The 12,917-nt window shown below is 55.0% G+C and carries 10 protein-coding genes; 8 read left to right on the top strand and 2 right to left on the bottom strand.

Annotated elements, in window-relative coordinates; genetic code table 11:
* Positions 1-921: 921 nt before the first annotated feature.
* Positions 922-1,221 carry a hypothetical protein gene (locus tag OSC10802_RS0105930; protein WP_155967406.1) on the bottom strand — a complete coding sequence of 100 codons (300 nt, stop codon included), beginning with the start codon at positions 1,219-1,221 and terminating at the stop codon, positions 922-924.
* A gap of 222 nt (positions 1,222-1,443) precedes the next feature.
* Here OSC10802_RS0105930 and OSC10802_RS0105925 point away from each other — a divergent pair, with 222 nt between their 5' ends.
* From OSC10802_RS0105925 to OSC10802_RS0105910, 3 genes are all read left to right on the top strand, one after another.
* Complete coding sequence (locus OSC10802_RS0105925; RefSeq protein ID WP_155967405.1) at positions 1,444-1,689, top strand: hypothetical protein; 246 nt, start codon at positions 1,444-1,446, stop codon at positions 1,687-1,689.
* A gap of 345 nt (positions 1,690-2,034) precedes the next feature.
* The gene (locus tag OSC10802_RS0105920) at positions 2,035-2,232 is read left to right on the top strand and encodes a hypothetical protein (protein WP_017715863.1); all 198 of its coding nucleotides are present in this window, start codon (positions 2,035-2,037) and stop codon (positions 2,230-2,232) included.
* Positions 2,233-3,617: 1,385 nt separating this feature from the next.
* Positions 3,618-4,877: a bifunctional folylpolyglutamate synthase/dihydrofolate synthase gene (locus OSC10802_RS0105910; protein WP_017715862.1), complete on the top strand. Its 1,260-nt coding sequence runs from the start codon at positions 3,618-3,620 to the stop codon at positions 4,875-4,877.
* Positions 4,878-4,963: 86 nt separating this feature from the next.
* Here the strand turns inward: OSC10802_RS0105910 and OSC10802_RS0105905 are convergent, their stop codons facing one another.
* On the bottom strand, positions 4,964-6,250 hold the full coding sequence (locus tag OSC10802_RS0105905; RefSeq protein ID WP_017715861.1) for an ABC transporter substrate-binding protein: 1,287 nt from the start codon (positions 6,248-6,250) through the stop codon (positions 4,964-4,966).
* 299 nt (positions 6,251-6,549) lie between these two features.
* On the opposite strand from OSC10802_RS0105905, the gene pilM reads away from it, so the two are divergent.
* The 5 genes from pilM to hbs all read left to right on the top strand — a co-directional run bounded on the left by pilM (position 6,550) and on the right by hbs (position 12,904).
* Positions 6,550-7,653, top strand: a complete 1,104-nt coding sequence (gene pilM / locus OSC10802_RS0105900; RefSeq protein WP_017715860.1) for a type IV pilus assembly protein PilM — start codon at positions 6,550-6,552, stop codon at positions 7,651-7,653.
* Between the two features lie 4 nt (positions 7,654-7,657).
* Positions 7,658-8,620, top strand: coding sequence for a PilN domain-containing protein (locus tag OSC10802_RS0105895; protein WP_017715859.1), 963 nt, complete (start codon positions 7,658-7,660; stop codon positions 8,618-8,620).
* Positions 8,617-9,363: a type IV pilus inner membrane component PilO gene (locus tag OSC10802_RS0105890; protein ID WP_017715858.1), complete on the top strand. Its 747-nt coding sequence runs from the start codon at positions 8,617-8,619 to the stop codon at positions 9,361-9,363. Before OSC10802_RS0105895 ends, OSC10802_RS0105890 begins: the two co-directional genes overlap by 4 nt.
* A 207-nt stretch (positions 9,364-9,570) precedes the next feature.
* Positions 9,571-11,997 (top strand): type IV pilus secretin family protein, encoded by a 2,427-nt coding sequence (locus OSC10802_RS0105885; protein ID WP_026098207.1) that lies wholly within the window; start codon positions 9,571-9,573, stop codon positions 11,995-11,997.
* 625 nt (positions 11,998-12,622) lie between these two features.
* A complete protein-coding gene (gene hbs, locus OSC10802_RS0105875) occupies positions 12,623-12,904 on the top strand; it encodes a non-specific DNA-binding protein Hbs (RefSeq protein WP_017715856.1) in 282 nt (93 codons plus the stop codon).
* The last annotated feature ends 13 nt before the right edge of the window (positions 12,905-12,917 follow it).

The raw sequence follows: 12,917 nt of genomic DNA, 5'->3' as shown, positions 1-12,917 counted from the left end.
CTTTTCTGAAAAAAGCCTGTTTGTTAAGAGTTATAGCGTTTCTGAGATGAGTGAGGTGCTGAGAAACCCGGTTTCTGGGGCGCACTTCATCTCGCCGAGAACCGCTATATAGCAAGGGACAGTCAGTTTAGGACATTGGGACAGGCAAGATGCCTGTCCTGCAAGGTATATGGGCAGTCGGAGGGAACGCATGCCCTCAATGGTGTCCAACCCAATTTAGCTCGTACTCGACATTTGGCGAACCTCTCGCGCTTTGGGTTGGTACAGAGTCAGCCCACTCATCTCAGAAATCGGGAAAATAGGGAGCGGGTTTACTAAGATAGCTCCCAGAGGAACGCGAGGTCGAAGCTGTCCAGTAATCCCAGAACGTTGGTATTATCAATCCTTCCCCTGCGGGGGTTTCCCCAAAGGAGAAAAAGCCGGTGAGAGAAGAAAGTTATCAACTCGACCCTACTTGAACGGCGCTCTGGGAGAAAAATTCCTGTGGCAATTTAGGATAAAATTCCTGGAGAACAATCTCTTTTATGGGGAGCGCGAAAGTGAATCCCTTTTCAGCGTGCTGTTAGTTGAACACTTTCCTAAGGACAGTAGCGTGAATGCTGCCGTAACAGCCGCAAAAAAGTCCCCTGCGAACTGCTTCCGACATCATCCATCCATCTTGGCTGCGACATCAAAGTTTTGTCAATAGACCCCTCACCCTCACTCCCCCAACCGGCGCGCCTTTTTATTAAAGATTTGTTACATTTTGTAACCCCAAATCTAGAAAAGCTAACATTTTTGTGTATAATACAAAACAAATCTTAGTCGATCTGCTCTGAACGGCAAGCTTTCAACACCCCGAAGAGAGGCTTTCCGAAATATCTCATAAAATCATAAATTTGTCAAGACATTTTTGCAGGTTCTTTGGAGAAAAAATTTCCCCTAGGCCCAGAACAGGGGTAACTTTTTCGGCTGTCCCCGCCCTGGGGTGCCGGCGAGCTTGGAGACTGGCGGGCGGCACCGGCTTTTGCCAGCTGCATGAGCCGGTGGGCCTCGCCGGCATGGCGGTATGGGGTTGCGCCAAGAGCTGATGGATAAAGAAAAAATGAAGCCACAAGAAACCGGGTGTTCTGTGGTGGGCCACCGGCGAGATCGAGGCCGGCACTTCCCCAGCACCCTGGCGCGGGACTGTCCGCCTTGCCTGCCGTGTCTGCCTTGCCCAGCACTTAGAGCGGTTTTCATCTGAGTGAGGGACTGAGAAACCCGGTTTCTTAAAGAAACCGGGTTTCTGGCAGCCGGCATGGGTGGCAGAGAGTTCAGAGATCGGGCGCAGATCGCCGGCGCAGGCAGCGGAAATTCCTTATCCTGCAAGCCGGTGAGGGAACTAATAACTTTTGCTTCTCATCACAAGAAAGGTAAATCCCAAGGAGGGTAACAGACAAATAGTAAATATAAATGTTAAAAATGGCTCCCAAATATCCTACAGCTGAAATGTTTGCGCTTGCTGACCAAGTAAACCAGGCAATTGACCGGAAGTTGATTACCCTGGACTTTTTTCTGTCGCACTACCAGTGCAGCTATTCAGAGCTGGCTCGCCTATCCGGTTCTAGTTTGTCCAAAGTAAAGAGCTGGTTTGACCGCAGGGGGCGGGAGCCAGATTTTGAGGCGCGCTACCGGCTCACCCAAATTTACAAATTTTGGAACCCGTAGTTACTTTGTAACCGATTCATTGCCCCCTCAAGGGGTTTTTTTTTAGGCTTGCCTATAGCAGGCGGTGAAAGGCGCAGTCAGGCAGCGAACGCCATGCCGTTTCGGGGGGCGGAGTTGTGCAATTGTGCCTAGACGGGCGCGAAATCAAACTTCCCAACTTCCTTTACCTTGCAAACAAGCATAATACATGTCCTGGAACTGCCGCAAGCCCGCAGACCGGCTCCTTGGGGTGAATTGCGCCCAGCGCCAGCGCGCCCAAAGCTGTGCTATTGATTGCTGCCCGAGAGCCGGTGAGTGAAGTCAAAGGTTAAATCTCACAAATATTAAACATCGGAGTGCAAAGTTATGCCGCGAACAAGAACAGAGAAATGCCAGCAAAAACGCTGCACGATAAAGGCGCACAACCTGCCATTCCTAGATCGCCAAAGGACTGAAACAGGAATTGAAGACCTCACCGAATTGGTCAATTACCTGTTGCTAGAATATCGCTGGCAGAAAGAAGGTAAAATTCCCGTAAATTCACCCCCAAAAATGCAATTCTAGGACTTCTAAATAACTTGTAGAATCCGCTCTCTTTTTTTTCCTAGGCGCTCTTGGCGTCTGCCCTGCGGGAAGCAGTATGCCGGAGGCAGTCCCGCAGGGGGCGCGCGTCTGTAGCGTTTTCACCGGCAGGGCGCGGCTTGCGATCTTCGGGCTGAACGGTTAGGCATTCAGATATTATAGCACTATGCACTTAGGTTAAGACAAGGGGTTTAACATGATGTAGGGGCGGGTTCACCCACAACCTGTGCCACACAGCTACAGCAGCGATAAACCCGCCCCTAACCTCTGATATAGCAGCCGGCAATTGGGCCATAGCGTGTTTTAACCAATATGACTGCTGCTATAATCAACTCCACAACGGCTCTTAGGGCAGGAAGAGAAGCACCACGATGTCTGACAAGCTGCCATTTAAAGGGAGCGTTCGTCTCAGAAAAAAATATTGTCTCTTGCGCTTGAGCTGAGAAAGCGGTAGAATATAAACCCGCTCGCACACAGGACTTACGCTTGCGCCTGTATCTGTAGGGTGGGGAACGCGAAGGGCGTAACCCACCACACAATTAAGTGTCGCTGCGCAAGTCCTGGAACACTATACCGCCCCCTGACTGGAGATCGTTTTTCTAGCTGTAGGTTTTCTCATATTAGTGAGGTAGGGAGAAACTCAGTGAGCGTAGGGGCGCGTCCCGCCGCGCCCCTACCGGGTTTCTGGAACCTACTTATTCCCACTGAAACCCACTAAAATCAAGCTCAATTCCAAGAGGGCGATTGCTGGGGCGGCAGCACCGGCAGGCTAATATAGCCTTTGCCAGCGGCATTCATATTAGTGAGGCGGGCCCGCACCTCACTAATATGAGCTAGCGCTAATATGAGTCAAGGGTGCGGGCTGTATTTTGTGTGGGTTAAAATCCTTTTCTGCTGCCTTTTCTCGCAGCAGTCATATTGCTTAGAACATCAGTGGCCTAGGGATAAAAGGCGTAGGACAGGCGTTCTCTCTGATAGCGAAGCGGGACGCGACAGCGTCCTTCCTACTGTCCTAATATAGCAGCAGTCATATTGGTTAGAACAATAGAAGCTTCGGGATCTCTGGAGCAAGGGAGGCCGGAATGTAGGTTTCCTAAATGCTTACTGCTATATAGACGTAGGGCAGGCGTCTCGCCCCCCCTGAAGCTCTAATGTTCTAACCTAAGTGCATACTGCTATAAAAGGCGTAGGACAGGCGTTCCCTCCGATAGCGAAGCGGGACGCGACAGCGTCCTTCCTCCTGTCCTAACCTAAGTGAATAATGCTATAAAAGGCAAAATCCAAAATCCTTGCATCCAAAATGGGTATTGTTGCGGCTTGAGAAGAAGATTTGACCTGATTGCTAGAGATGAGTAACATCTAAGATTGTGAGCAGCGACACGATTCTCAAAAGATTTGAACACTTTGGCGTCCGTCCGGGTTTGGAGCGGAGCCGGCAGCTGTTGGCCAAGTTGGGATACCCGCACTCCGCAGTGCCGGTTATCCATGTAGCTGGGACGAATGGCAAGGGTTCTGTGTGCGCCTACCTGTCTGCAGTGCTTGCGGAAGCCGGCTATCGCACCGGACGGTACATTTCGCCTCATCTTGTGGACTGGACTGAACGCATTTGCCTGAATGAAGAGCCGATCTCACCGGCACAGTTGCAGCAGTTGCTGCTGGAAGTGCAAGAGGCTATCGCACCCGATGAGCCCTCACCGACCCAGTTTGAAGTGATAACTGCAGCGGCGTGGCTGTATTTTGCCCAACAGCAGGTGGATGTGGCGGTGATGGAAGTGGGGTTGGGGGGACGTCTGGATGCCACAAATGTGTGCGATCGTCCTTTGGTGAGCGTGATTACTTCGATTAGCTGGGAGCACTGGCAAGTCCTCGGCCCTACTTTAGCGGACATTGCCGGTGAGAAAGCCGGCATCCTCAAGTCTGGGTGCCCTGCGGTGGTGGGACAGCTGCCACCGGAAGCGCGGGCGGTGGTGGAAAAACGGATTGCGGAACTGGGCTGTCCGGCGGTGTGGCCAGAACCGGCAGCGGTTTTGGAAAGTGCGTCTCTGTCAGGGGAGCACCCGACGAGATGGGCGTCGTACCGGGGGATTGAGTATCCGCTGCTGCTGGAGGGAGATATCCAGCTTGGCAATTCGGCGCTAGCGATGGCGGCGCTGCAAATTTTGCGCCAGCAGGGGTGGGAGATTTCTGACGGGACGATCGCGGCTGGCATGGCCAAAACTCGCTGGCCAGGACGCTTGCAATGGGTGACTTGGCGCAACCGGCGGCTGCTGGCCGACGGTGCCCACAATGAGGCTTCCGCTAGGGCGCTGCGCCGGTATGCCGATTCTCTGGATGCCGGTGCGGTGACGTGGGTGATGGGGATACTGGCGAGTAAGGACCGCGCCGGCATGTTTAAGGCATTGCTGCGACCGCAAGACCGGCTGTTTCTCGTGCCGGTGCCCGATGCCAATTCCGCTGCGCCGGAAGAACTGGCGGATCTCGCCAACAGCATTTGCCCAGAGTTGGCGGATTGCCGGTGCTTTGCGGATCTGGAAGCCGGTTTGTCGGCTGCTGCCGAAAGTCTTGACAATTTAACCGTTTTGTGCGGGTCGCTATATTTGATTGGACATTTCTTGAAGCTGCGTTAGGATGGGCCATCAAGGCACAGGCGAGACGCCTGTGCTACGCCTGGAGATAGAGGCGTAGGACAGGCGTCCCGCCTGTCCCGGGCGAACTAGCGTTTATTCCAGGTGTCGGCGGCACCGGCAACGGCTTGCTCGACGGTTTTTTCACCCAGCATGGCTGCTTGCAAATTGTCGTAAATGATTTTTTGCAGCTGGTTGATATCCTTCATGGCTGGGATTAAAACCTCTGCGTCTTTCAGCTGGCTGGCACTGACGACACGGGCCTTGTCCACCGGCGTCGGCTGTGCCGGTGCCGTGAAAAAGCTGTCTTTGAGGGCTTCTTTGGTAGAGGGGAGGACATTGGCGGCTTTGGCAAAGGCCAGCTGGTTTTTGTCGTTAGTGACAAACAGGGCAAATTTGAGGGCGGCGTCTGGCTGGTCAGTGCTCTGGGGGATAGAGAGGTTCATCACGGCCACATTTTTCTTGCCGGTCGGGCCGGTGATTTCTGGGGCGGCGGCGGAAACTTGGGCGACAGCCGGTGCGTTTTGGGCAATGGTCTTGAAGAATTGCGGGCCAGAATTGAGGAAGGCGATCTCACCGGCTTGGTAGAGTTCAATGGCGCGCCGGTGCCCTTGGGTGAGGGCTTCCTTGGGAAGCAGGCCATTTTTGTAGAGGTCTGCCCAGTATTGAAACGCCGCCTTGCCTTCGGGGGTGTTAAACGCCGCCTTGCCTTGGGAGTCTACCAGCTGTACGCCCATTTGCACCAAGGATTCCAGCACTTCGGCGGAATCTTCGGGGACAAAGGTTACAAAAAAGGCATATTTGCCGGTTTTTTGTTTAATTTGCTTGGCGGCCTCAGCCAATTGAGCGTAAGTTGCCGGTGGGGAGGTGATGCCAGCTTGCTGGAGGATTTGGGTGTTATAAATGGTGATGCGAGTGGTGAGATACCAGGGGATTCCAAAGCTTTTGCCATCGAGGGTGCTGGCTTTCCAAATATTTGGCAAATACTGGTCGCGGACGGTGGGGGGCACTTTAGAATCTAGATAGAGCCAAGCATTGCGCCCTGCCAGCAGGGAGGCGAAGTTGGGGTTGAGGTTAACTACGTCAGGGGCGGTTTTGGCGGAAACTGCTGCCAGGATCTTGCTTTCCATTGCCGACCAGGGCACGTCCACCCAGCGCACCTTGATGTCTGGGTTCTCTGATTCAAAGCTGGCGATCAGGCTGTTGAAGTAGTCTGTAAATTCCGGATGCAGCTGCATTGTCCAGAATTGAACTTCTTGCCGTCCGGATGCCTGCTGCCCGGGGCCCGGTGCTGGGGTGCAGCTGACGGCCCAAGCCAGCACAAACCCCAACAGGCCAAAGACTGCAAACCGTCTCCAGGTTTTAATTTTGCTCATTATGTGCTCGCGCCTTCGGTGCCGGTGTCGATTAGTAATCAAGACTCTACTATAACGAGACAGGGGCAACCGGAATGGGCCTCACCCCGGGCAGGAGCAGCTCGGTGTGCGCCCGAGTCGGGATGGGAGTTCGCAGGCAGGGCGCTAGCAGCGGTTGGTGGCGATAGCTGACCGGTTAAACTGGGTAGGATTGGTTTACCGCAAATCGCGCCGGGGCGCAACGGGCAAGCACCCGTACTGGTGCCGGTGTTATTTTCTCTCAGCCCAAGTCACCCTGATATTGCTCAAGGGACAAAGCCGTGGTTAACGCCTTAAAAAAACTATTTGCCAAAAAAAAGCAAGGGCTCGCTGTGGAGATCGCTCCGGACAGGATTAATATTGCCCAGTTGCGCAAGCACGGTCAGGGCTACAAATTGGCCACCTTCATCTCGGTGGACGTTCCAGAGGGCCTCTTTCAAGAAGGCCAGATTACTGACGCGCCGGCAGTGGCCAACCTGATCGTGGAAGCCCTGGCAGAGAACAAAATCAAGCTCAAGCAGGTGGCTACGGCGATTCCGGGCAGAGAGGCTGTGATCCGCTTGATTCCGGTGCCGGCGGAACTCAGCGATCAAGATATGCGGGACTACATGAACCAGGAAGCGGGGCTGTATTTGCCATTCCCCCGCGAGGAAGCGGATGTGGACTTCCAAAAACTGGGGCTGTTCGTCGATGAAGATGGGATTGAGAAGGTGCAGGTGCTCCTGGTTGCCACCCGCAGAGAAATTACCGATATCTATATAAATATTTTTAAAGAAGCTGGGTTAGGGCTCGATGTCATAGAGGTGACCAGTTTTGCCCTGCTGCGGACGATTCGGCAGCAACTCGAGCAGTTCACACCGCAAGAGGCCGCTGTGATTGCAGATATTCAATTTGAGAGCACAGAGATTGCCATTGTGGTGGAGGGAATCCCGCAGTTTTCTCGCACGATTCCCATCGGCACTTACCAAATTCAGGCCGCCCTCTCGAAAGCGATGAACTTGCCGCCCACGAGAAACACCGACCTGCTGGCGGGGATGACCATTCCCGTGACGCCGGCAGACACCTCAGGACTGGGTACAATGGGAGGAACGAACCCCGGTACGGCTGCCATGCTGAAAATGTTAGGAGAGCTAGCGGATGAAATCCGCCGGTCGATTGATTTCTATCTCAATCAGAGCGAAGAGTTAGAGGTAGCCCAGCTGCTGCTGGCAGGGCCAGGATCGGCCTTGGGACAGCTGGATGAGTTTTTCATGCAGCGGTTGAGCATGCCCACTTCTGCGGTAGATCCAGTAGAAAGCCTGTCTGTGGAGGTGGGCGATGAAATGACCCCGGCGCAGCGAGCGGGATTAGGGGTTGTATTAGGTTTAGGACTGCGGGAGGTGTAAGGCAATGTACAGCGTAGAGATTAATTTTCTCAATGACCGCCCCGACTACAAGCCCCAAGTAAAAGTTATCCCCAAGAAGGGTGGCGGGGTCAAGGTGGCCGACCCGATCCCCCTGTTTGCGGGGGTGGCCGTTGGCGTGTTCCTGCCGGCGGTGGTGGGCGGTTGGTGGTTCGTGACCCAGAGTAAAAATCAAGAATTGCAGGAACAGCTAGCCCGTCTGGACGGGGAGTTGAAAGGGTGGACGACCAAGGATCAGGAAATTAAAGCCATCCAAGCGGAGGCCGATCAAATTAAGGCCCAGACCCAGGGATTGGCCACGCTGTTCAATACCTCCATCAAGCCGATCTCCGCGATCTTCCAAGATATTCGCGAGCGGGTTCCGTCTGGGGTTCAAGTCTCGATGCTACAGCAGACGGTAACGGCAGACGAAGAATTCAGCAAAACCGCAGCCGCAGCGCCAAAAGCCGCCGCTCCCCCAACACCAGCCCCCAGCCCAACACCAGCGGCCACCCCAGCAGGCGGTGCTCCAGCAGGCGGTGCTCCAGCAGGCAGCGCCCCCCCACCGGCAGCCCCCCCACCGGGCCCCCCACCAGCAGAGGTCAACTGGCAATTCTTTAAACAAAAGATTCAGCTTTCAGGCACAGCCAAATCGTTTGACGAGGTGAATGATTTTATGCTAACTCTCAAGCAGTCTCCATTCTTGAATGCCAGCGAGGTGAAACTGGTTGAAGCGAATTTGGTGGATAATTCCTTAAAGGTGGCAGTGCCTGACCCCAAGGAGAAAACACAGGCAGCGCCGGCACAGCCCCCCAAACTGGAACTGCCAACAGTGGTGAATTACAAGATTGAAGTGGGGGTCAACAAGACTTTGGCTTCCCAGCTTGTCGGAGAGTTGACGCGCACCGGAGCAATTGGACTGGCGAGTCGCGTTGAAACACTGCAAAATAAGGGGGTCGATCTTCCATGACAGTCAGTGAAGAGTATTATGGAGCCGAGAGCGGCGAACAAGAGGCTAGTAAAGGTGGGTTATTTGGCATTCAACTAACGCCAACCCTGATGGGGGGGCTGGCCGCCGTTGCTGGACTGGCAGCCGCTGTGGCTATGTTCATGTACCTGCTGCAGCCGGCGCAGGAAGCTCAGGGAAAACTGAACGATGATATTAAGGCGAAAGAGCAACTAATTGCTGGACTGAAAATTGGGCAGTCAAAGAAGCAAGAAGCCGAGGCGAATCGGGACAGGGAAAAACAGCTAAAAACACAGGTTGAAGCCCTGTTGGGTGAGGAGAAAACCTTAGATACGCTGCTGTTAGATATTAACAAGCTCGTTAGGGAGAGCGGAGCCAAGCTGAAAAATTACAAACCGGCAGACAGCACCCTCTCGCAGGCGCTGTTTACCAAGGATGGCAAACCGGCACCAGCGGGGAACCTGCAAGGGTTTCAATCCCTGTCAGTTTCGCTGGAGGTGGAAGGCACCTTCGCTGAAATCCAGTCGGTTATCCGCAATATTGAGCGGTTGGAGCCCCTGCTGGTGATGGGGAAATTCGACTCGCAGGTGGACGAACAAACCCTGGAGCTGCTGGTGACGCCGGAAGGCAAAGTGCAGGGCCTGAGCGACCCAACGCTCAAAACCACCTTCGATCTCCTGGCTATCGTGCCGAAATCGCCGGAGGAAAGCGCTGCGAAACCAGCGCCCGCCGAAAAGAAAAAGTAGTCCGGAATCAGTCCGCAGACAGAGCACCGGCAGCCTGGGAGCGGGAGAGGATATTCTAGAGCCCGGATTTATTGGGCGGTGACTGCTGTAGAGACCGGATAAATCCGGCCTTGTGTGGGGGAGGGGTTGGTGGGTCGAAACAGCAAAATGCTATAAAACAGCTCAGTCAGTTATGTTTGTTTGATTGGGTGACATGAGGAGGGAACGGTGAGAAAGTATCAGGAATTGGCTTTTCTGCTGTTGGGGGGGGGTGCGGTTCTAGTGGCGCAAGCGGCGGCTGCGGCAGCCCCCACGCAAGTGACAGGGGTGCAAGTCAGGCAAACCAATCAGGGCGTTGAGGTTTTTTTGCAAACGGAGAACGGCGAGCGCCCTCAGATTTTTACGGTGGTTCGCGGCAACGATTTGGTGGCAGACGTGATCAACACGCAGTTGCGCTTAGCACAGGGCAATGCGTTCCGTCAAGATAACCCCTACCCCGGCATCGCTTCAATCGCGGTCAGTCAGCTGGATGCCAACAGCATCAGAGTCACCGTCACCGGCACCGGCAGCCCGCCTGCCGGCCAAATTGTCGGACGGGACGCCCGGGGGATTCTGTTTGGCTTCAGCCCCGGAAACGGCACGGCAGCAGCATCCCCAGTTCCGCCCCGCCCGCCAAGTGCCGGCCTCCCCGCCATCCCTCCAGGGCCACCGGCGCAAGTCCCGCCGCCCCCAAGGCCAGCCGCTCCGAGCCAACCGCTGCCCTCATCGCCCAGTGTGATGGTTCCCAACCCAGAAGTAACCATTGACGGCATGCCAGCTGCTCCAGGGAGCGTGCCGCCCTTGGCTGCCAGCCCCTCTGCAGCGCCGCCTTTGCTGCCTCGGGCGATAGCGCCGCCGGTGGGCGATATTGCTATTTCCACCACGGACAGCTCTGGAAGCACACTGGATTTGGGGACAAATGAGCGGGTGCCCCGCTTGGTGTTGCGGGATGCGCCGGTGCGAGAGGTGCTGTCGCTGCTGGTGAGAGCTGCCGGTCTGAATATCGCTTTTAGCGGAGATACGTCAGCTCAGCCCGGCCAGCCCGGCCAGCCCGCTCAGGCGGCTCAGGCGGCTGCCGGCGCAGAGGGGCCGAGGATTTCTCTGGATATTGAAAATGAGCCGGTGCAGGATGTTTTCAACTACGTCCTGCGGCTGAGTGGCTTGCAAGCCAACCGCATTGGGCGGACAATTTTTGTCGGCACCCGGCTGCCCAACGAACTTCGCGATGTGGTGATTCGCACCTTCCGCATGAACCAAGTGGGTGCCCGACAGGCCGCCGGCTTTTTGGCCAGTATGGGTGCGGAAAGCTCCGTGACCACCACGCAAGAAGAAACTCAGGTCACAGCGGTTCCGATTCAAGGAACTGACCAGGCGATTACGCGAACCAGCACCCGGGTGGCGACCCGGATTGAGCCTCTGACAGCTCCCCCTACAGTCAACGTGCAGCCGGTGTTGCGGGGGCTGCAGGTGCTGGTGGATGAGCGGCTCAATACCGTCACGGTAGTCGGGCCCAGGCGTCAGGTAGAAATTGCTTCCGCGCAACTGGTGCAGCTCGACCTGCGCCGGCGTCAAGTGGCGGTGAATGTTAAGATTATTGACGTCAACTTGTCGTCACAAGATAACTACAACAGCAGCTTTTCATTCGGGGTTGGCGACAGTTTCTTTGTCAATGATGGGGGCTCAGCTGCCGTCAATTTCGGCGGGCTCAATCCACCCAGCAGAACTGCAGCGACCAGTACCCCACTCAGCCCACCCATTACAGCCAATCCACTCGCAACGCAAGAACCTTTCGTAAATACAAACGGTTTGACCGCCGTCCCGTTCACCGGGCCCGGTGGGACTACGGGCCTGATTCTCGACCCTCGCGCCCCTGTCACAGAGAATCCCTACAGCCCGGGTATTGCGACTTACACTCCGGGAGAAGCGGACACTGCTGGCTCGGCGACTGCTGGGATGTTTCCTTTTATCCGATATCCCAAGAGATTTCTCTCGCTATTGCAGGCTGAAGTTGTCAGTGGCAATGCTAAAATTCTTACTGACCCGACTCTGGTTGTGCAAGAAGGGCAGCAGGCTCAAGTCAACCTGACTCAGGATGTGATTGGCAACGTCCAAACACAAGTCAACGCTACCGCCACTCAATCAACCACGACAACAACAGCAACGATTACAAAGGCAGGTTTAATCCTCGGCGTTCAGGTTCAGCGGATTGACGACAACGGTTTTATCACCTTAAACGTAACGCCCAAGGTGACCTCAATTGCCGATACAGAAAGTTTTGGCGGCACTACAATCGCTTTGCTCGCCGAGCGATCCCTTAGCTCTGGAGAGATTCGCCTGCGAGATGGCCAGACCTTAATCCTCTCTGGCATCATTCAGGAACAGGACAGGACGAATGTTACCAAAGTCCCCATCCTAGGCGATCTGCCCATCATTGGGGCGCTGTTCCGAAGGACGAATAGAACCAACAACCGGGCTGAAGTGATTGTAGTGATGACGCCACAGATTATCGATGACTCGGAGCGCTCTCCGTTTGGCTACGGCTACACGCCAGGGCGAGACGTGCGCCCGCTCATCCAGCGGCAAGGTTTGCCCACCGGCAACAGTCCTAACCCCTAGCCCGAAGGCCGCCACCGCCCCAGCCCAAAAACCCGGTTTCTTGCAGGAACCGGGTTTCAAAATCCCCGGGAACTTGAGGCAGCAGCTGCCAATTCCTTGACAGAACATTGTGTTTATGCTATAATACCTTTTCCCGTGCGGACGGAGGATTTGGCTCCGCGTTTTGGGCGGGTTGGGGGTGCCGGTACCTGGAGTGGGGGTGGGGCAAGTGACAGCCTTTCCCTGTGCCAGAGAGATTTGGGGTGAGCCCCAACAGCAGGCCATCTCGGTTCTTCTACCACTAAAGGAGTATTTCTGGGGAGTATCAGCCCTGCAGGCCGGCAGAGGATCTGGCGGGAAAAAACTTGCCTGGGCGGTACAGCATTGCTTCCCGCAGCGCCCCGGACAGGCTTTTCTGGGCACTCGGCCTGGTGCTGCGTGGGGATTTTGACGCCGATCGACATAAATTAAGGCTTTCAGGCTTCCATATCCGGCGAGCAACCTTTAGAATAATGCAGTGAAAGCTAGAGTCTGAGAGATTTTCAGCCATTTGGGGCGAAAATTTCAAAGGCCAGACTCAGGCCCAGCTATCACTAGCTGAAAACGCAAAGTGATATTTAACCCACAACAGTAATGGTGCTTAGATATGAACAAGGGCGAATTAGTTGATGTGGTTGCCGAAAAGGCCAGTGTGACCAAAAAGCAAGCCGATGCTGTGCTCACCGCTGCCTTGGAAGCAATCATGGATGCCGTTTCCGAGGGCGACAAGGTGACTTTGGTTGGCTTTGGCTCGTTTGAGTCCCGCGAGCGCAAAGCCCGTGAGGGTCGCAATCCCAAAACCGGCGATAAAATGGAAATCCCGGCGACAAAGGTGCCGGCGTTCTCCGCCGGCAAACTGTTCAAAGAAAAGGTCGCGCCGGAATCCTAGTCTGTCGCCCTGC

This window comes from Kamptonema formosum PCC 10802, from assembly GCF_000332335.1.
Taxonomy (GTDB): Bacteria; Cyanobacteriota; Cyanobacteriia; order Cyanobacteriales; family Oscillatoriaceae; genus Oscillatoria.
The sequence above is the reverse complement of the archived record's forward strand: the minus strand, read 5'-3'. Positions and strand labels throughout refer to the sequence as shown.